General features: G+C 39.7%; 22 protein-coding genes. All 22 read left to right on the plus strand.

The annotated features are described in order from the left end of the window. Nucleotides 1–130: 130 nt before the first annotated feature. Nucleotides 131–3,694 (plus strand): DNA-directed RNA polymerase subunit beta, encoded by a 3,564-nt coding sequence (gene rpoB / locus V7014_RS04535; protein ID WP_335504613.1) that lies wholly within the window; start codon nt 131–133, stop codon nt 3,692–3,694. Between the two features lie 63 nt (nt 3,695–3,757). Next, nucleotides 3,758–7,357 (plus strand): DNA-directed RNA polymerase subunit beta', encoded by a 3,600-nt coding sequence (gene rpoC, locus V7014_RS04540; RefSeq protein ID WP_335504615.1) that lies wholly within the window; start codon nt 3,758–3,760, stop codon nt 7,355–7,357. Between the two features lie 643 nt (nt 7,358–8,000). Then, nucleotides 8,001–8,423, plus strand: a complete 423-nt coding sequence (rpsL, locus tag V7014_RS04545; protein ID WP_042353189.1) for a 30S ribosomal protein S12 — start codon at nt 8,001–8,003, stop codon at nt 8,421–8,423. Nucleotides 8,424–8,469: 46 nt separating this feature from the next. Then, nucleotides 8,470–8,940, plus strand: a complete 471-nt coding sequence (rpsG, locus tag V7014_RS04550) for a 30S ribosomal protein S7 (RefSeq protein ID WP_335504619.1) — start codon at nt 8,470–8,472, stop codon at nt 8,938–8,940. 53 nt (nt 8,941–8,993) lie between these two features. After that, entirely contained in the window at nt 8,994–11,072 is a 2,079-nt protein-coding gene (gene fusA, locus V7014_RS04555; protein ID WP_335504621.1) for an elongation factor G, read from the plus strand. Between the two features lie 118 nt (nt 11,073–11,190). Next, nucleotides 11,191–12,378 (plus strand): elongation factor Tu, encoded by a 1,188-nt coding sequence (gene tuf / locus V7014_RS04560; protein WP_335504624.1) that lies wholly within the window; start codon nt 11,191–11,193, stop codon nt 12,376–12,378. A gap of 443 nt (nt 12,379–12,821) precedes the next feature. Next, complete coding sequence (rpsJ, locus tag V7014_RS04565; RefSeq protein ID WP_019244375.1) at nt 12,822–13,130, plus strand: 30S ribosomal protein S10; 309 nt, start codon at nt 12,822–12,824, stop codon at nt 13,128–13,130. A gap of 34 nt (nt 13,131–13,164) precedes the next feature. Then, on the plus strand, nt 13,165–13,794 hold the full coding sequence (gene rplC / locus V7014_RS04570; protein WP_335504637.1) for a 50S ribosomal protein L3: 630 nt from the start codon (nt 13,165–13,167) through the stop codon (nt 13,792–13,794). Nucleotides 13,795–13,823: 29 nt separating this feature from the next. Next, nucleotides 13,824–14,447: a 50S ribosomal protein L4 gene (gene rplD / locus V7014_RS04575; RefSeq protein WP_335504639.1), complete on the plus strand. Its 624-nt coding sequence runs from the start codon at nt 13,824–13,826 to the stop codon at nt 14,445–14,447. Continuing rightward, the gene (rplW, locus tag V7014_RS04580; protein ID WP_335504641.1) at nt 14,447–14,731 is read left to right on the plus strand and encodes a 50S ribosomal protein L23; all 285 of its coding nucleotides are present in this window, start codon (nt 14,447–14,449) and stop codon (nt 14,729–14,731) included. Before rplD ends, rplW begins: the two co-directional genes overlap by 1 nt. Before the next feature lie 26 nt (nt 14,732–14,757). Next, the gene (gene rplB / locus V7014_RS04585; protein WP_335504643.1) at nt 14,758–15,588 is read left to right on the plus strand and encodes a 50S ribosomal protein L2; all 831 of its coding nucleotides are present in this window, start codon (nt 14,758–14,760) and stop codon (nt 15,586–15,588) included. Nucleotides 15,589–15,648: 60 nt separating this feature from the next. Next, a complete protein-coding gene (gene rpsS, locus V7014_RS04590; RefSeq protein WP_205063544.1) occupies nt 15,649–15,927 on the plus strand; it encodes a 30S ribosomal protein S19 in 279 nt (92 codons plus the stop codon). A 17-nt stretch (nt 15,928–15,944) separates the two neighbouring features. Further along, complete coding sequence (gene rplV, locus V7014_RS04595) at nt 15,945–16,286, plus strand: 50S ribosomal protein L22 (protein WP_205063545.1); 342 nt, start codon at nt 15,945–15,947, stop codon at nt 16,284–16,286. A 3-nt stretch (nt 16,287–16,289) separates the two neighbouring features. After that, on the plus strand, nt 16,290–16,946 hold the full coding sequence (rpsC, locus tag V7014_RS04600) for a 30S ribosomal protein S3 (RefSeq protein WP_205063546.1): 657 nt from the start codon (nt 16,290–16,292) through the stop codon (nt 16,944–16,946). 2 nt (nt 16,947–16,948) lie between these two features. Further along, nucleotides 16,949–17,383, plus strand: a complete 435-nt coding sequence (rplP, locus tag V7014_RS04605; protein ID WP_335504648.1) for a 50S ribosomal protein L16 — start codon at nt 16,949–16,951, stop codon at nt 17,381–17,383. Then, on the plus strand, nt 17,373–17,573 hold the full coding sequence (gene rpmC, locus V7014_RS04610) for a 50S ribosomal protein L29 (RefSeq protein ID WP_042353171.1): 201 nt from the start codon (nt 17,373–17,375) through the stop codon (nt 17,571–17,573). Before rplP ends, rpmC begins: the two co-directional genes overlap by 11 nt. 23 nt (nt 17,574–17,596) lie before the next feature. After that, complete coding sequence (rpsQ, locus tag V7014_RS04615) at nt 17,597–17,860, plus strand: 30S ribosomal protein S17 (protein ID WP_042353170.1); 264 nt, start codon at nt 17,597–17,599, stop codon at nt 17,858–17,860. A 46-nt stretch (nt 17,861–17,906) separates the two neighbouring features. Beyond that, nucleotides 17,907–18,275, plus strand: a complete 369-nt coding sequence (rplN, locus tag V7014_RS04620; RefSeq protein WP_205063547.1) for a 50S ribosomal protein L14 — start codon at nt 17,907–17,909, stop codon at nt 18,273–18,275. 40 nt (nt 18,276–18,315) lie between these two features. Beyond that, complete coding sequence (gene rplX, locus V7014_RS04625; RefSeq protein WP_335504652.1) at nt 18,316–18,627, plus strand: 50S ribosomal protein L24; 312 nt, start codon at nt 18,316–18,318, stop codon at nt 18,625–18,627. A 25-nt stretch (nt 18,628–18,652) separates the two neighbouring features. Further along, the gene (gene rplE / locus V7014_RS04630; RefSeq protein ID WP_335504654.1) at nt 18,653–19,192 is read left to right on the plus strand and encodes a 50S ribosomal protein L5; all 540 of its coding nucleotides are present in this window, start codon (nt 18,653–18,655) and stop codon (nt 19,190–19,192) included. Nucleotides 19,193–19,216: 24 nt separating this feature from the next. After that, complete coding sequence (locus tag V7014_RS04635; protein WP_042353164.1) at nt 19,217–19,402, plus strand: type Z 30S ribosomal protein S14; 186 nt, start codon at nt 19,217–19,219, stop codon at nt 19,400–19,402. 30 nt (nt 19,403–19,432) lie between these two features. Then, entirely contained in the window at nt 19,433–19,831 is a 399-nt protein-coding gene (gene rpsH / locus V7014_RS04640) for a 30S ribosomal protein S8 (RefSeq protein ID WP_042353163.1), read from the plus strand. Nucleotides 19,832–19,848 lie beyond the last annotated feature (17 nt).

Raw genomic sequence — 19,848 nt, forward strand, 5'->3', positions numbered from 1 at the left:
AAATAATAGTTCGTTTTATGTGAATTGTGGTTTTGAAATAAAACCATTTTCTTTTTGTCTTAGGAGAATATTTCGATATTCCTTTAAGATAATAGATCCTTAATAACGCTTGATTTGAGGGGTGAATCTGTTGACAGGTCAACTTGTTCAGTATGGACGACACCGCCAACGCAGAAGTTATGCACGCATTAGCGAGGTGCTAGAATTACCAAATCTTATCGAAATCCAAACATCTTCTTACCAAAATTTCTTGGATGAAGGTTTAAGAGAAATGTTTAAAGATATTTCTCCAATTGAGGATTTCACAGGGAACCTATCGCTGGAATTCATCGATTACAGCCTAGGAGAACCTAAGTATTCAGTAGAAGAATCAAAAGAGCGCGATGTAACTTTTTCAGCGCCTCTACGTGTGAAAGTCCGTCTTGTTAACAAAGAAACAGGGGAAGTAAAAGACCAGGATGTATTCATGGGTGATTTTCCTTTAATGACGGAAACAGGTACATTTATTGTAAATGGTGCAGAACGTGTAATTGTTTCACAGTTAGTTCGTTCACCAAGTGTGTACTTTAGTAAAAAAGTAGACAAAAATGGTAAGCATGGTTTTACAGCAACTGTTATTCCTAACCGTGGAGCATGGTTAGAGTATGAAACAGATGCGAAAGATGTTGTTTATGTTCGTATTGATCGTACTAGAAAGCTGCCTGTAACGGTATTGTTACGTGCACTTGGCTTCGGTTCTGATCAAGAGATTATCGATCTTATCGGTGAGAACGAATACTTACGTAATACTCTTGAAAAAGACAATACAGAAAGCACTGAAAAAGCGCTTATCGAAATTTATGAGCGTTTACGACCAGGCGAACCACCAACAGTAGAGAATGCGAAAAGTTTATTAGTATCTCGCTTCTTTGATCCTAAACGTTATGATTTAGCGAATGTTGGTCGCTATAAAATAAATAAAAAGCTTCATATTAAAAACCGATTATTCGGTCAGCGTATTGCTGAAACTTTGGTGGATCCAGAAACTGGAGAAATCATTGTGGAGAAAGATACTGTTTTAGATCGTCGTAATCTTGATCGAATTCTTCCATTCTTAGAAGATGGAATTGGATTCAAGACGTTTAAACCTTTTGGTGGCGTTGTTGAAGATGATGTATTACTTCAATCTATAAAAATCTATTCTTCTACTGATGATGGTGAAAAAGTAATTAACATTATTGGTAATGCAAATATCACAGAAGAGATTAAAAACATCACTCCTGCAGATATCATTGCTTCTATTAGTTACTTCTTTAACCTATTACACCAAGTAGGCGACACAGATGATATCGATCATCTTGGTAACCGTCGTTTACGTTCTGTTGGTGAATTGCTTCAAAATCAATTCCGTATTGGTTTATCTCGTATGGAGCGTGTTGTTCGTGAGAGAATGTCTATACAAGATACGAACACAATTACACCACAACAACTTATCAATATACGTCCAGTAATTGCCTCACTTAAAGAGTTCTTCGGAAGCTCTCAATTATCGCAATTCATGGATCAAACAAATCCGCTTGCGGAATTAACGCACAAGCGCCGTTTATCTGCTCTTGGACCTGGTGGTTTAACGCGTGAGCGTGCAGGCTTTGAAGTTCGAGATGTACACTATTCTCACTACGGCCGCATGTGTCCGATTGAAACTCCAGAGGGACCAAACATTGGTTTGATTAACTCCCTATCTAGTTTTGCAAAAGTAAATCGTTTTGGATTTATCGAAACACCATATAGAAAAGTTAATCCGGAAACGGGTAAGGTAACAGGCCATATTGATTACCTTACTGCAGATGAAGAAGATAACTATGTAGTAGCACAAGCAAATGTTCTATTATCTGAAGATGGTACTTTCTTAGATGATGAAGTTGTTGCTCGTTTCCGTGGAGAAAACACAGTTGTACCTAACGACCGTGTAGACTACATGGATGTATCTCCTAAGCAAGTTGTATCAGCAGCGACTGCTTGTATTCCTTTCTTAGAGAACGACGACTCCAACCGTGCCCTAATGGGAGCGAACATGCAACGTCAAGCTGTTCCATTGATGCAACCTGAATCTCCTATCGTAGGAACGGGAATGGAATATGTATCTGCTAAAGACTCTGGTGCTGCAGTAATTTGTAAGCATCCTGGTATTGTAGAGCATGTTGAATCTCGTGAAGTTTGGGTTCGTCGTGTGAAGGAAGTTGACGGACAAGAAATTAAAGGCGACCTTGATAAATATCGTATGTTGAAATACATTCGTTCGAACCAAGGTACATGCTACAACCAACGCCCAATCGTAAGCGTTGGAAATCGTGTAGTTAAAGGTGAAATTCTAGCAGATGGTCCATCGATGGAGAAGGGTGAACTTGCTCTTGGTCGTAACGTGTTAATTGGTTTCATGACATGGGACGGTTATAACTATGAAGATGCGATTATCATGAGTGAGCGTCTTGTTAAAGATGATGTTTATACATCAATTCACATTGAAGAGTATGAATCAGAATCTCGTGATACAAAGCTAGGACCTGAAGAAATTACTCGTGACATTCCAAACGTCGGAGAAGATGCACTTAGAAACCTTGATGAAAGAGGAATCATCCGCATCGGTGCTGAAGTTAAAGATGGGGACTTATTAGTGGGTAAAGTAACGCCTAAAGGTGTAACAGAACTTACTGCAGAAGAACGTCTACTTCATGCAATCTTCGGTGAGAAGGCACGCGAAGTACGTGATACATCATTACGTGTACCACATGGTGGTGGCGGAATTGTTCTTGATGTTAAAGTATTTAACCGCGAAGATGGAGACGAGCTTCCTCCGGGAGTAAATCAACTTGTTCGTGCATATATCGTTCAAAAACGTAAAATCTCTGAAGGGGATAAGATGGCCGGACGACATGGTAACAAAGGTGTTATCTCTAGAATTCTTCCAGAAGAAGATATGCCTTACTTACCAGATGGTACGCCAATCGATATCATGCTAAACCCTCAGGGTGTACCTTCTCGTATGAATATCGGTCAGGTGCTTGAGCTACACTTAGGTATGGCAGCGCGCTATTTAGGTATTCATGTTGCATCACCAGTATTTGATGGAGCAACAGAGGAAGATGTATGGTCAACAATTGAAGAAGCTGGTATGGCAAGAGATGCTAAAACAATTCTTTATGATGGAAGAACAGGTGAGCCATTCGATAACCGTGTATCTGTTGGTGTCATGTACATGATCAAGCTAGCGCACATGGTTGATGACAAGCTTCACGCTCGTTCAACAGGACCATATTCACTTGTAACGCAGCAACCACTTGGTGGTAAAGCTCAGTTCGGTGGACAACGTTTCGGTGAGATGGAGGTATGGGCACTTGAAGCTTATGGTGCTGCATATACACTTCAAGAAATTCTTACAGTTAAGTCTGATGATGTTGTTGGACGTGTTAAGACTTACGAAGCGATTGTAAAAGGTGAAAATGTACCGGAACCAGGCGTTCCTGAGTCATTTAAAGTATTAATGAAAGAACTTCAAAGCTTAGGATTGGATGTTAAAATTCTTTCTAGCGATGATAAAGAAATAGAAATGCGCGATATAGAAGATGAAGATGAAGTTAATCAATCAGAGGCATTGTCACTTGAATCAGAATCGAAAGCATCTGTTGTTGAAGCAGAAGTAAATACAACAAAGTAAAAAAATCGCACGAGCCTTGCGCAAAAAGGGTAAAACCTGGAATCTAAAAGGGAGGTCGGCCCCTTGCTGGATGTAAATAATTTTGAGTATATGAAAATAGGTCTTGCATCACCTGACAAGATTCGTTCTTGGTCATTTGGTGAAGTGAAAAAACCAGAGACTATTAACTATCGTACTTTAAAACCAGAAAAAGATGGTCTGTTCTGTGAAAGAATCTTCGGTCCTACTAAGGACTGGGAGTGTCACTGTGGAAAATATAAGAGAGTTCGCTATAAGGGCGTAGTTTGTGATCGTTGTGGAGTTGAAGTAACGAGAGCAAAAGTTCGTCGTGAACGTATGGGACATATCGAACTAGCAGCACCAGTATCACATATATGGTATTTCAAAGGAATCCCAAGCCGTATGGGACTTGTCTTAGACATGTCCCCTCGTGCGCTTGAAGAAGTAATCTATTTTGCTTCTTATGTGGTAACAGAATCAGGAGCAACTTCTTTAGAGAAGAAGCAATTGCTTTCTGAGAAAGAATACCGAGCGTATCGTGAGAAATATGGTAACAAGTTCCAAGCGGCAATGGGTGCTGAAGCCATCCGTAAACTTCTATCTGATATTGATACAGAGAAAGAAGTGGAACAATTAAAAGAAGAATTAAAAACAGCTCAAGGACAACGTCGTACGAGAGCAATTAAACGTCTTGAAGTATTAGAAGCATTCCGTAATTCAGGCAATGAACCATCGTGGATGATTTTAGATGTTCTTCCGGTTATTCCGCCAGAACTTCGCCCAATGGTACAACTTGATGGTGGTCGTTTCGCTACTTCTGACTTAAATGACTTATATCGTCGTGTAATCAACCGTAACAACCGTTTAAAACGTTTATTAGACTTGGGTGCACCAAGTATTATCGTTCAAAATGAGAAGCGTATGCTTCAAGAAGCTGTTGATGCACTGATTGATAACGGTAGACGCGGAAGACCGGTTACAGGACCAGGTAATCGTCCTTTGAAATCTTTATCGCATATGCTTAAAGGTAAACAAGGACGTTTCCGTCAAAACTTACTTGGTAAACGTGTTGACTATTCAGGTCGTTCGGTTATCGTTGTAGGTCCAAACTTAAAAATGTATCAATGTGGTCTTCCAAAAGAAATGGCTATTGAATTATTCAAGCCGTTTGTTATGAAAGAACTAGTTGGTAAAGGTTTAGCTCATAATATTAAATCAGCTAAACGTAAAATCGAAAGATTACAACCAGAAGTGTGGGATGTATTAGAATCGGTTATTAAAGAACATCCAGTTCTATTAAACCGTGCCCCTACTCTACACAGACTTGGTATCCAAGCATTTGAACCAACATTAGTAGAAGGTCGTGCAATTCGTCTTCATCCGTTAGTATGTACAGCTTATAACGCTGACTTTGACGGTGACCAAATGGCAGTTCACGTACCACTATCGTCTGAAGCGCAAGCTGAGGCGCGTCTATTAATGCTTGCTGCTCAAAACATCTTGAACCCTAAAGATGGTAAACCAGTTGTTACTCCTTCTCAAGATATGGTATTAGGTAACTACTACCTAACTTTAGAAAGAGAGAATGTTGTAGGTGAAGGTATGGTCTTCAATGATACAAATGAAGCATTGCTAGCTTATCAAAACGGCTATGTACATCTTCATACGCGTGTAGCAGTACGCGCATCTTCATTGAAAAACGAAACATTTACTGAAGAGCAAAACAACAAACTTCTTATGACGACAGTTGGTAAATTGATATTTAACGAAATTCTTCCAAAGACTTTCCCATATATCAACGAACCAACAAAAGAAAATTTAGAAATTAAAACACCTGAACGCTTCTTTATTGAAAAAGGTGAAAATGTAGTGGACGCTATTAAGGCTCAACCGCTTAATGAACCATTCAAGAAAGGCATTCTAGGTAATATCATTGCTGAAGTATTTAAACGTTTTAAAATCACAGAAACATCTAAGATGCTTGATAAGATGAAGGATTTAGGATTTAAATACTCAACTAAAGCTGGTATTACTGTTGGTGTTGCTGATATCGTAGTATTGGAAGAGAAAACACAAATCATTCACGATGCTCAAACGAAAGTAGATAATGTCTTGAAACAATTCAGACGTGGTCTAATTACTGAAGATGAGCGTTATGATCGTGTAATCTCTATCTGGAGTGCTGCAAAAGACGTAATCCAAGGAAAACTGATGAAATCCTTAAATCGTTCGAATCCGATCTTCATCATGAGTGACTCTGGTGCCCGTGGTAACGCATCTAACTTTACACAGTTAGCTGGTATGCGTGGTCTGATGGCCAACCCGGCTGGTCGAATCATCGAATTACCGATTAAATCAAGTTTCCGTGAAGGATTAACGGTACTTGAGTACTTCATCTCAACACACGGTGCTCGTAAAGGTCTTGCCGATACGGCTCTTAAGACAGCCGATTCAGGTTACCTGACTCGTCGTCTTGTGGACGTTGCACAAGATGTTATCGTTCGCGATGACGACTGTGGAACAGACCGTGGTCTACTTATATCCGCTCTTAAAGACGGTACAGAGATTATTGAAGCTTTAGAAGAACGTCTAGTTGGACGATATGCAAGAAAAACAATTAAGCATCCAGAAACAGGTGAAGTAATCGTGCCTGAAAATGGACTTATTACTGAAGATCTTGCTATATATATTGAAAACATGGGTATTGAAGAAGCTTGGATTCGTTCTGCGTTCACATGTAATACACGTCATGGTGTATGTAAGAAATGTTATGGTCGTAACCTTGCAACAGGTCAAGAGGTTGAAGTGGGTGAAGCGGTTGGTATTATCGCAGCTCAATCAATCGGTGAGCCTGGTACACAGTTAACGATGCGTACATTCCATACAGGTGGGGTTGCTGGAGACGATATCACTCAAGGTTTACCTCGTATCCAAGAAATTTTCGAAGCGCGTAATCCAAAAGGTTTAGCGCATATTTCAGAAATTGATGGTATTGTTGTTTCAATTACTGAAGGTAAAGATAGACAACAAGAAATTTCAGTTCAAGGTGCAGTAGAAACACGTACGTATACAGTGCCTTATACTGCACGCTTAAAAGTAGGCGTTAACTCTGAGGTGAAACGTGGTCAAGAGCTAACTGAAGGTTCTATTGATCCGAAAGAACTTCTAAAAGTTAAAGATACTCTTGCAGTTCAAGAATACTTATTGAAAGAAGTTCAAAAAGTATATCGTATGCAAGGTGTAGAAATTGGTGACAAGCATATCGAGGTAATGGTAAGACAAATGCTTCGTAAAATCCGCGTAATTGATGCGGGTGAAACAGATGTTTTACCAGGAACGTTGCTTGATATTCACCAATTCACTGAAGCAAATACTTCAGCGTTGTTAACAGGTAAAGCACCAGCAACTGGACGCCCAGTATTGCTTGGTATTACAAAAGCTTCTCTTGAGACGGATTCATTCCTATCAGCTGCATCATTCCAAGAAACAACTCGTGTTCTTACTGATGCTGCTATTAAAGGAAAACGTGATGAATTACTTGGACTTAAAGAAAATGTTATCATTGGTAAGTTAGTACCAGCTGGTACAGGTATGCCACGATACAGAAAAGCTATTCCAGTATTCGTTGAAGATCAAGAACAAGAAACACAACCTGTAGAATAAACGATAAGAGGGTGTCTTATGAGTGGTTTTTCATCACTTTTAAGACGCCCTTTTACGTTTTATGCAGTCCTTCGTAGTAGGTTACTTGAAATTTAGGTGCCTGTTTATTTTTCTTAGAATTTCTATATTTGGTACTTTGTTAGGAATGATATTAAATCTATATCAAATACAACGAACGGTCTCACGCGAGTAATAAAAAAAGCACAGCGTAAAGGGTTTATAGACATTTTCCTTCCCCTTTTATTTAAAATAAGGTTGGATGTTTAAAAGTGCAGTGTATGAGGAATATAACATACGGATTTTGAATTCTGAAAAATAATAGTAATTTTATTTAAACGGAAGTTGACATTGTATATGCATAGGTGATATTATAACAAATGTGCTTCAGTGAGATTTATAAATCAATAGATGAAGAGAAGTAAGTTTCTTGTGTTTTGAATAGCATTCGCGTTATAATAGTAACGTTGTGCTATTTCAATAGAAACTACTAATGAAAGGTACGTGTAATTCGTACTGCAGTTGAAGTGTTATTTTTAAAAGTAAAACTGTTTTTGTAGATATCTGCAAGAACTTTGTTTTTGCTCAATTATGAACCACCTGGATGTGTGGTACTAGAACCAAAAAGTGAAAGGAGGAAATAACAATGCCTACTATTAACCAATTAGTACGTAAAGGCCGTGAGTCTAAAGAAACTAAATCTAAGTCTCCAGCTCTTAACAAAGGCTATAACAGCTTCAAGAAAGCTCAAACAAACGTTTCATCTCCACAAAAACGTGGTGTATGTACTCGTGTTGGTACAATGACGCCGAAGAAACCAAACTCAGCGTTACGTAAATATGCTCGTGTACGTTTAACTAACGGAATCGAGGTTACAGCTTACATTCCTGGTATTGGCCACAACTTACAAGAACACAGTGTAGTTCTTATCCGTGGCGGTCGTGTAAAGGATTTACCAGGGGTACGTTATCATATCGTACGTGGTGCGCTTGATACTGCTGGTGTAAACAACCGTATGCAAAGCCGTTCTAAATACGGAACTAAGCGTCCAAAAGCTGCTAAGAAATAATAACACTAAAATTTAAAATAATTCTTCTTTGAAAGGAGGAAATAACATGCCTCGTAAAGGTCCTGTTGCAAAAAGAGATGTTTTACCTGATCCGTTATATAACTCAAAGTTAATTACTCGTCTTATCAATAAATTAATGATTGACGGCAAGAGAGGTACAGCACAACAAATTCTGTACAATTCTTTTGATCTTATTAAAGAACGTTCTGGTAAAGAACCAATGGAAGTATTTGATGCAGCGCTTAAGAACATTATGCCTGTATTAGAAGTTAGAGCACGTCGTGTAGGTGGTGCAAACTACCAAGTACCAGTTGAGGTGCGTCCAGACCGTCGTACTACTTTAGGTCTTCGTTGGTTAGTTAACTACACTCGTCTTCGTGGTGAAAAAACTATGGAAGAGCGTTTAGCTAACGAAATCCTAGATGCTGCTAACAACACTGGCGCATCAGTTAAGAAACGTGAAGATACACACAAAATGGCTGAAGCTAACAAAGCATTCGCTCATTATCGTTGGTAAGATTCACAGTTTATTTCTAAAACTATTCTTCAATATGGAAGGAGAAATACCAAATGGCAAGAGAGTTCTCCTTAGCAAAGACTCGTAATATTGGTATCATGGCACATATCGATGCTGGTAAAACTACCACTACTGAACGTGTTCTTTACTATACAGGTCGTATCCACAAAATCGGTGAGACGCACGAAGGTGCTTCACAAATGGACTGGATGGAACAAGAACAAGAACGTGGTATTACAATCACTTCAGCTGCTACAACTGCACAGTGGAAAGAACACCGTGTAAACATTATCGATACACCAGGCCACGTAGACTTCACAGTTGAAGTTGAACGTTCACTTCGTGTACTTGATGGTGCTGTTGCAGTACTTGATGCTCAATCTGGTGTTGAGCCTCAAACTGAAACTGTTTGGCGCCAAGCTACAACTTACGGCGTACCGCGTGTTGTATTTGTAAATAAAATGGATAAAATTGGTGCAGATTTCTTATACTCTGTAGGAACAATCCATGACCGTCTTCAAGCTAATGCTCATGCAATCCAATTACCAATTGGAGCTGAAGATCAATTTACTGGAATCATTGACTTAGTTGAAATGAAAGCAATCATGTACGGCAATGATTTAGGTACGGATACTACTGTAGTAGAAATTCCAGCAGAATACCAAGACCAAGCTGAAGAATACCGTGAAAAATTATTAGAAGCGGTAGCTGAACTTGATGAAGAATTAATGGAGAAATACCTTGGCGGAGAAGAAATCACTATTGATGAGCTTAAAGCTGCTATCCGTAAAGGTACTGTAAACGTTGAATTCTTCCCAGTTATCTGTGGTTCTGCATTTAAAAACAAAGGTGTTCAACCAATGCTTGACGCTGTAATTGACTACCTTCCATCTCCACTGGACGTACCAGCAATCAAAGGTACAGTTCCACAAACAGATGAAGAAGTTACTCGTCCATCAAGTGACGAAGAGCCATTCTCTGCTCTAGCGTTTAAAGTTATGACTGACCCTTATGTTGGTAAATTAACATTCTTCCGTGTATATTCTGGTACATTGAGCTCAGGTTCATATGTACAAAACTCTACTAAAGGTAAGCGTGAGCGTGTAGGTCGTATCCTACAAATGCATGCTAACTCTCGTGAAGAAATTTCAGAAGTACATGCTGGAGATATCGCTGCTGCTGTAGGTCTTAAAGACACTACTACTGGTGACACTCTATGTGATGAAAAGAATCTTGTTATTCTTGAATCAATGGAATTCCCAGAGCCAGTTATCTCATTATCTATCGAGCCTAAAACTAAGGCTGACTTAGATAAAATGAGTACAGCACTACAAAAATTACAAGAAGAAGATCCTACATTCCGTGCACATACTGACCAGGAAACTGGGGAAGTAATCATTGCAGGTATGGGTGAGCTTCACCTTGATATCCTTGTAGACCGCATGCGCCGTGAGTTCAAAGTGGAAGCTAATGTTGGTGCTCCTCAAGTAGCATACCGTGAAACTTTCCGCCAATCTGCTCAGGTTGAGGGTAAATTTGCTCGCCAATCTGGTGGACGTGGACAATTCGGTCACGTTTGGATTGAATTTGGTCCAAACGAAGAAGGTAAAGGATTTGAATTTGAAAATGCTATCGTCGGTGGAGTAGTTCCACGTGAATACATTCCTGCTGTACAAGCTGGACTAGTTGACGCTCTTGAGCGCGGTGTACTTGCTGGATTCCCACTAGTAGACGTTAAAGCTAAATTATTCGACGGATCTTACCATGATGTAGACTCATCTGAGATGGCGTTTAAAGTTGCCGCTTCTTTAGCTCTTAAGAATGCAGCTAAGAAATGTCAACCAGTTATCCTAGAGCCAGTTATGAAAGTTGAAGTTGTAATGCCTGAAGAGTATCTTGGAGATATTATGGGTAACATTACTTCTCGTCGTGGACGTGTTGAAGGTATGGAAGCTCGCGGTAACGCACAAGTAGTTAAAGCGTTCGTTCCACTATCGGAAATGTTCGGATATGCAACGTCTCTACGTTCTTCTACACAAGGACGTGGAACATTCTCAATGCACTTCGACCACTATGAAGAAGTACCTAAATCAATCTCTGAAGAAATCATCAAAAAAAATAAAGGTGAATAATTGATTTTCACCATTCATTAAAGTATAACTACTTATGTAAGCAATGAAAGGAGGTATCCTTTCATTGCAACATATACTTAATCTAATACTTTTCTTAATATTAAGGAGGAATTTCCAAATGGCAAAAGCTAAATTTGATCGTTCAAAGCCACACGTTAATATCGGAACAATCGGTCACGTTGACCATGGTAAAACTACTTTAACAGCTGCAATTACAACTGTACTTGCAAAAGCTGGTGGAGCTGAAGCTCGTGCATACGACCAAATCGACGGTGCTCCAGAAGAAAGAGAACGTGGAATCACAATCTCAACTGCACACGTTGAGTATGAAACTGCTACTCGTCACTATGCGCACGTTGACTGCCCAGGTCACGCTGACTATGTTAAAAACATGATCACTGGTGCTGCACAAATGGATGGCGGTATCTTAGTAGTATCTGCTGCTGATGGCCCAATGCCACAAACTCGTGAGCACATCCTTCTTTCTCGTCAAGTAGGTGTACCTTACTTAGTAGTATTCATGAACAAATGTGATATGGTAGACGACGAAGAATTACTTGAATTAGTAGAAATGGAAATCCGTGATCTACTATCTGAATATGATTTCCCTGGCGATGATATCCCAGTAATCAAAGGTTCTGCTCTTAAAGCTCTTGAAGGAGATGCTGCTTGGGAAGAAAAAATCAACGAGTTAATGGCTGCAGTTGATGAGTATATCCCAACTCCAGAGCGTGACAAAGAAAAACCATTCATGATGCCAGTTGAGGATGTATTCTCAATCACTGGTCGTGGAACGGTTGCTACAGGACGTGTTGAGCGTGGAGAAGTTAAAGTCGGCGATGTAATCGAAATCGTAGGTTTAACAGAAGAGCCAAAATCAACTACTGTTACAGGTGTTGAAATGTTCCGTAAACTTCTTGACTATGCAGAAGCTGGTGACAACATCGGTGCTCTACTTCGTGGGGTTGCTCGTGAAGATATCCAACGTGGACAAGTACTTGCTAAACCAGGTACAATCAACCCACACCAAAAGTTCAAATCAGAAGTTTATGTTTTGTCTAAAGAAGAGGGTGGACGTCACACTCCATTCTTCTCAAACTACCGTCCGCAATTCTATTTCCGTACTACTGACGTAACTGGAATTATCCAATTACCAGAAGGCGTTGAAATGGTAATGCCTGGCGACAACATCGAAATGACTGTTGAACTAATCGCTCCTGTTGCTATCGAAGAAGGTACAAAGTTCTCTATCCGTGAGGGTGGACGTACTGTAGGTGCTGGAGTAGTAGCTTCAATCACTAAGTAATAAATAGCGAAAGCTTTTAAAAAAAGCAGATGGGTTTTCCATCTGCTTTTTAATTTGCTCTTAATCTATATCATATCGATATTCATTAGAAATCTATTATCAACTACCTGAATTTTGTTGAATTGTTAAAGGTTTCTACTATACTTTCAGGCGTGTTTCTTCTATATTATTAAATATTGCACACCTAAGTGAAAAGGTTATAAAACTTAAACTTGAAATCTGCTTCATACCTATGTATAATAGACGAAGTGTGAAACGGAATTAACCATGAAATAAAGTATTGCTTTTTTCTTGGGACTTCTGTATAATAGACAATGTTGGTCTTTGACTGCGATGATGTGAGAGGTTGCTGACACACCCGGCCGCTTTGCCATGGCAAGTGTGTGGGAAATTTTCACGGAGTAATGTCTATTTTCTAAAATAGACGAAAAGGAGGGAAAGTAATGGCAAAACAAAAAATTCGTATTCGTTTAAAAGCATATGATCACAGAATTCTTGATCAATCTGCAGAGAAAATTGTAGAAACTGCAAAACGTTCTGGTGCGGCTGTATCTGGTCCAATTCCATTACCGACTGAAAGATCTGTATACACAATCCTTCGTGCGGTTCATAAATACAAAGATTCTCGTGAACAATTCGAGATGCGTACACATAAACGTTTAATCGACATCGTGAACCCAACTCCACAAACTGTTGATTCATTAATGCGTTTAGACTTACCATCTGGTGTTGATATTGAAATTAAATTGTAATTCATAAATAATAAAAATTTGGAGGTGTTGACTTATGACTAAAGGAATCTTAGGAAAAAAAATCGGTATGACGCAAGTATTTGCTGAAAACGGTGAACTTATCCCAGTAACTGTAATTGAAACAGCTTCAAACGTTGTTCTTCAAAAGAAAACTATTGAGAACGATGGTTACGAAGCAGTTCAAATCGGTTTCTCTGACAAGCGTGAAAAGCTTGCTAACAAACCTGAAAAAGGACACGTAAGCAAAGCTAACACTGCTCCTAAGCGCTTCATCCGTGAATTCCGCGGTTTAAACCTTGGCGAGTTTGAGGTTGGTCAAGAAGTCAAAGCAACTATTTTCGCTGAAGGCGATGTAGTAGATGTAACAGGAGTATCAAAAGGTAAAGGATTCCAAGGTTCTATCAAGCGCCACGGACAATCTCGCGGACCAATGTCTCACGGTTCTCGTTACCACCGTCGCCCTGGTTCAATGGGTCCAGTTGCTCCTAACCGTGTATTTAAAGGTAAATTATTACCTGGACGTATGGGTGGAGAACAAATTACTGTTCAAAACTTAGTAATTGTCAAAGTTGATGCTGAGCGCAACATACTATTAGTTAAAGGTAACGTACCTGGTGCGAAAAAATCTTTAATCGTAGTTAAAAGTGCTATTAAAGCAAAATAATCACAATAAGAAAGGAGGAGCATTAGAAAATGCCTAAAGTTACATTATTTGACCAAAAAGGTTCTAATGTTGGAGAAATCGAACTTAATGAATCAATTTTTGGTATCGAACCAAACCAAAGCGTATTATTCGATGCAATTATCATGCAAAGAGCTTCTTTACGCCAAGGTACACACAAAGTAAAGACTCGTTCTGAAGTAGCAGGCGGCGGACGCAAACCATGGCGCCAAAAAGGAACTGGTCGTGCACGTCAAGGATCTATCCGTTCACCACAATGGCGTGGCGGTGGTACTGTATTTGGTCCAACACCAAGATCATACAGCTACAAACTTCCTAAGAAAGTGCGTCGTTTAGCTCTTAAATCTGCTTTAGCTACTAAAGTACAAGAATCAAACATCTTAGTTCTTGAAAGCTTATCTTTCGAAGCTCCAAAAACAAAAGAATTCGTAGCATTCTTAAATAACCTATCAGTTGATACGAAAGCACTTATCGTTACTGCTAACGTTGATGAAACAATTGCATTATCAGCACGTAACATCCCTGGTGTTACTGTTATTGAAGCAGCTGGCATTAATGTTCTTGATTTAGTTGGACACAACAAGCTGATCATCACTAAAGCAGCTGTTGAAAAAGTAGAGGAGGTGCTTGCATAATGGACGCACGCGATATCATTAAGCGCCCCGTGATTACTGAACGTTCTTCTGAAATCATGGCTGACAAAAAATACACTTTTGAAGTTGACGTAAAAGCTAACAAAACTCAGGTTAAAGACGCTGTACAAGAGATTTTTGGCGTTAAAGTTGAGAAAGTTAACGTTATGAACTACAAAGGTAAATATAAACGCATGGGTAAACATGCAGGCTACACAAACAAGCGCCGCAAAGCGGTTGTTACTTTAACTCAAGACAGCAAAGATATCGAAATCTTTGAAGCTTAATCTTTTAGAGAAGGAGGGAACTACAGATGGCAATTAAAAAGTATAAACCTACCTCTAATGGTCGACGCAATATGACTACTTCTGATTTTGCTGAAATCACTACAAGCACTCCAGAAAAATCATTACTTGCTCCCTTACACAGAAAAGGCGGCCGTAATAACCAAGGTAAGTTAACTGTTCGTCATCAAGGTGGCGGCCATAAGCGTCAATACCGTATTATTGACTTCAAACGCAATAAAGATGGTATACCTGGACGCGTTGCTACTATCGAATATGATCCGAACCGTTCGGCTAATATCGCATTAATTAACTACGTAGACGGTGAAAAACGTTACATCTTAGCTCCAAAAAACTTAGAAGTTGGTATGGAGATTATGTCTGGCGTTGACGCTGACATCAAAGTAGGTAACGCATTACCACTACAAAACATTCCAGTGGGTACAGTTATCCACAACATCGAATTAAAACCTGGTAAAGGTGGTCAGTTAGTTCGCTCTGCTGGTACATCTGCACAATTACTTGGTAAAGAAGGACGCTACGTATTAGTACGTCTTAACTCTGGTGAAGTTCGTATGATTCTTGCTACTTGCCGTGCTACAATCGGTCAAGTTGGTAACGAACAACATGAACTTATTAACATCGGTAAAGCAGGTCGTAACCGTTGGTTAGGTAAACGCCCAACTGTACGTGGATCTGTAATGAACCCAGTTGATCACCCACACGGTGGTGGTGAAGGACGTTCACCAATCGGACGTAAATCACCAATGTCTCCATGGGGTAAACCAACTCTTGGTGCTAAAACACGTAAGAAGAAAAATAAATCCGACAAGTTTATCGTACGTCGTCGCAAAAAATAACGGGGTTGAGCTACGGTTCACAAAACGGACCGTAGGACAATCACGAGAGGAGGTACACTCATGGGTCGCAGCCTAAAAAAAGGACCTTTTGTTGATGATCATTTAATGATTAAAGTTGAGAAGTTAAACGAAACTGACAAGAAACAAGTTGTCAAAACTTGGTCTCGTCGTTCAACAATCTTCCCACAATTCATCGGTCACACTATCGCTGTATATGATGGACGTAAACACGTTCCTGTATATGTAACAGAAGATATGGTAGGTCACAAACTAGGTGAGTTCGCACCAACGCGCGCTTACAAAGGTCACGCAAGTGACGATAAGAAAACAAGACGTTAACGAGAGGAGGGCATCTCATGCAAGCTAAAGCTGTTGCTAATACAGTTCGTATCGCTCCTCGTAAGGTTCGTCTAGTAATCGATCTAATTCGAGGAAAGCAAGTTGGCGAAGCAATCGCAATTCTTCGTCATACTCCAAAATCTGCATCACCAGTAGTAGAAAAGTTATTAAAATCTGCTATGGCAAATGCTGAGCATAACTACGAAATGGATGTTAACAATTTAGTAGTAAATGAAGCTTATGTAAACGAAGGACCAACATTAAAACGTTTCCGTCCTCGTGCAATGGGTCGTGCAAGTGCTATTAACAAACGTACTTCACATATTACTATCGTGTTATCAGAAAAGAAGGAGGGTTAATCCGTGGGTCAAAAGGTAAATCCAATAGGTTTGCGTATCGGTGTTATCCGTGATTGGGAATCAAAATGGTACGCAGACAAGGACTATGCAAATCTTTTACATGAAGATCTTAAAGTTCGTGAATACATCGCGAAACGCTTAAATGATGCTTCTGTATCAAAGGTTGAAATTGAACGTGCTGCTAATCGCATCAACATCTCTGTTCACACTGCAAAACCAGGAATGGTTATCGGTAAAGGTGGTACAGAAGTTGAAGCACTTCGTAAAGCGTTAAACCAATTAACTGGCAAACGCGTACACATCAACATTATCGAAATCAAGCGTGCGGATTTAGACGCGAAACTGGTTGCTGAGAACATTGCTCGCCAATTAGAAAACCGTGTATCTTTCCGTCGTGCTCAAAAACAAGCTATCCAACGCTCAATGCGTGCGGGTGCTAAAGGTATTAAAACAATGGTATCTGGTCGTCTTGGTGGCGCTGATATCGCTCGTTCAGAACAATACAGCGAAGGAACTGTTCCACTTCATACACTTCGCGCTGATATAGATTATGCTCACGCTGAAGCTGATACTACTTATGGTAAGCTTGGTGTTAAAGTATGGATCTATCGCGGAGAAGTCCTTCCTACTAAGAAGAAATCCGAGGAAGGAGGAAAATAATCATGTTAATGCCTAAACGCGTTAAGTATCGTCGTGAACACCGCGGTAAGATGAGAGGTCGTGCAAAAGGTGGTACTGAAGTTCATTTCGGTGAGTTCGGTCTTCAAGCTCTTGAAGCATCTTGGATCACAAACCGTCAAATTGAGTCTGCTCGTATTGCCATGACACGTTATATGAAACGTGGCGGTAAAGTTTGGATTAAAATTTTCCCAAGCAAACCTTACACTGCTAAACCTCTAGAAGTCCGAATGGGTTCTGGTAAAGGGGCTCCTGAAGGATGGGTTGCTGCTGTTAAACCTGGTAAAGTAATGTTCGAAATCTCAGGTGTATCTGAAGAAATCGCACGTGAAGCTTTACGTCTTGCTATGCACAAACTTCCTATAAAATGTAAGTTCGTGAAACGAGAAGAAAATGGTGGTGAATCAAATGAAAGTTAATGAAATTAAAGACTTAACCACTGCTGAAATTGAACAAAAAGTAAAATCGCTTAAAGAAGAATTATTTAATCTTCGTTTCCAGTTAGCTACTGGACAACTTGAAAATACTGCACGTATTCGTGAAGTACGCAAATCGATCGCTCGTATGAAAACTGTTGTTCGTCAAAGAGAGATCAGTGCCAACAATTAATAATCGAGAGGAGGTTTGCAAACATGAGTGAACGTAACCAACGCAAAGTCTACACAGGTCGCGTAGTATCTGACAAAATGGATAAAACTATCACTGTTCAAGTAGAAACGTATAAAACACACAAATTATACGGTAAGCGTGTTAAATACTCTAAAAAATTCAAAGCACATGATGAGCAAAACGTTGCAAAAATCGGTGACGTGGTAAAAATCATGGAAACTCGTCCGCTATCTGCTACAAAACGCTTCCGTCTTGTAGAAGTAGTAGAGAAAGCTGTTATTATCTAATTAAATTCTGTTCGGATAAAGTAAATTCCGGAAGGAGGTCTTGAACATGATTCAACAAGAATCCCGTTTAAAAGTAGCTGACAACTCTGGCGCACGTGAAGTTTTAACAATTAAAGTTCTTGGTGGTTCTGGTCGTAAAACGGCTAACATCGGTGATGTTATTGTTTGTACAGTAAAACAAGCAACACCAGGTGGCGTTGTTAAAAAAGGTGATGTAGTTAAGGCTGTTGTCGTTCGTACTAAGTCAGGTATGCGTCGTAAAGATGGTTCTTACATCAAGTTTGACGAAAATGCTTGTGTAATTATCAAAGACGACAAAGGTCCTCGTGGAACTCGTATCTTCGGACCGGTTGCACGTGAACTTCGTGATAGTAACTTCATGAAGATTGTTTCACTAGCTCCAGAAGTATTGTAATGTAAATTCTCGTAAAAGCCTTTCAAGGAGGTGCGAAGCTATGCATGTAAAAAAAGGTGACAAAGTAGTAGTCATCTCTGGTAAGGATAAAGGCAAACAAGGCGTTATCCTTGAAGCATACCCAAAGAAAAACCGTGTATTGGTTGAAGGTGTAAACATCGTGAAAAAACACGCTAAACCTTCTCAACTGAATCCTCAAGGAGGAATCATCAGCCAAGAAGCTGCAATTCACGTTTCAAACGTAATGCCACTTGATCCAAAAACTGCTGCTCCAACTCGTGTTGGTTACAAAACAGTTGATGGTAAAAAAGTACGCATTGCTGTAAAATCGGGTGAATCCTTAGATAAATAAGTAATAAATGAAGGGAGGTACAATAATGAACCGCCTAAAGGAAAAGTATTCAAATGAAATCGTTCCTGCTCTAGTGAGCAAGTTTAACTATAAATCTGTAATGCAAACTCCTAAAGTTGATAAGATCGTTATCAACATGGGTGTAGGTGATGCTGTAGCAAATGCTAAAGCTCTTGACAATGCAGTGGAAGAATTAAGCCAAATTACAGGTCAAAAACCTGTTGTAACTAAAGCGAAAAAATCAATCGCTGGCTTCCGTCTACGTGAAGGTATGCCTATCGGTGCGAAAGTTACTCTTCGCGGCGAGCGCATGTACGAATTCCTAGACAAATTAGTATCTGTTTCTTTACCACGTGTGCGTGACTTCCGTGGGGTTTCTAAGAAATCTTTTGATGGTCGTGGAAACTACACTCTTGGTGTTAAAGAACAATTAATCTTCCCTGAAATTGACTACGATAAAGTAAGCAAAGTTCGTGGAATGGATATCGTAATCGTTACTACGGCAAATACTGACGAAGAAGCTCGTGAATTGCTTACTTCATTAGGAATGCCGTTCCAAAAGTAATTTAAAAATAAGGGAGGCGTAAACGTGGCTAAAAAATCTATGGTCGTGAAACAAAAGCGCACACCTAAGTTTAAAGTACAAGAGTACACTCGCTGTGAGCGCTGTGGTCGTCCACACTCTGTGTACCGTAAATTTAAGCTTTGCCGTATTTGTTTCCGTGAACTTGCATATAAAGGACAAATTCCTGGCGTGAAGAAAGCTAGCTGGTAAAACCCGATTTTGGGAAGGAGGTAAATATAAATGGTCATGACAGATCCAATCGCAGATATGCTTACTCGCATTCGTAACGCTAACATGGTGCGTCACGAAAAACTTGAGCTTCCTGCTTCTAAGATTAAAGCTGATGTTGCAGAAATCTTAAAACGTGAGGGCTTCATCCGCGACGTTGAACTAATCGAAGACAACAAACAAGGAATCATCCGTATCTTCTTAAAATACGGTTCAAATAATGAACGTGTAATTACTGGTCTTAAACGTATCAGCAAACCTGGTCTACGTGTGTATGCCAAAGCTGGTGAAGTACCTCGCGTACTTAACGGACTAGGAATCGCAATCGTTTCTACTTCTCAAGGCGTTGTAACTGATAAAGAAGCACGCGCTAAGAAAATTGGTGGAGAAGTACTAGCATACGTTTGGTAATATTTTTTTCACGAATG

Source organism: Bacillus sp. JJ722, from assembly GCF_036963345.1.
GTDB lineage: Bacteria > Bacillota > Bacilli > Bacillales > DSM-1321 > Bacillus_AD.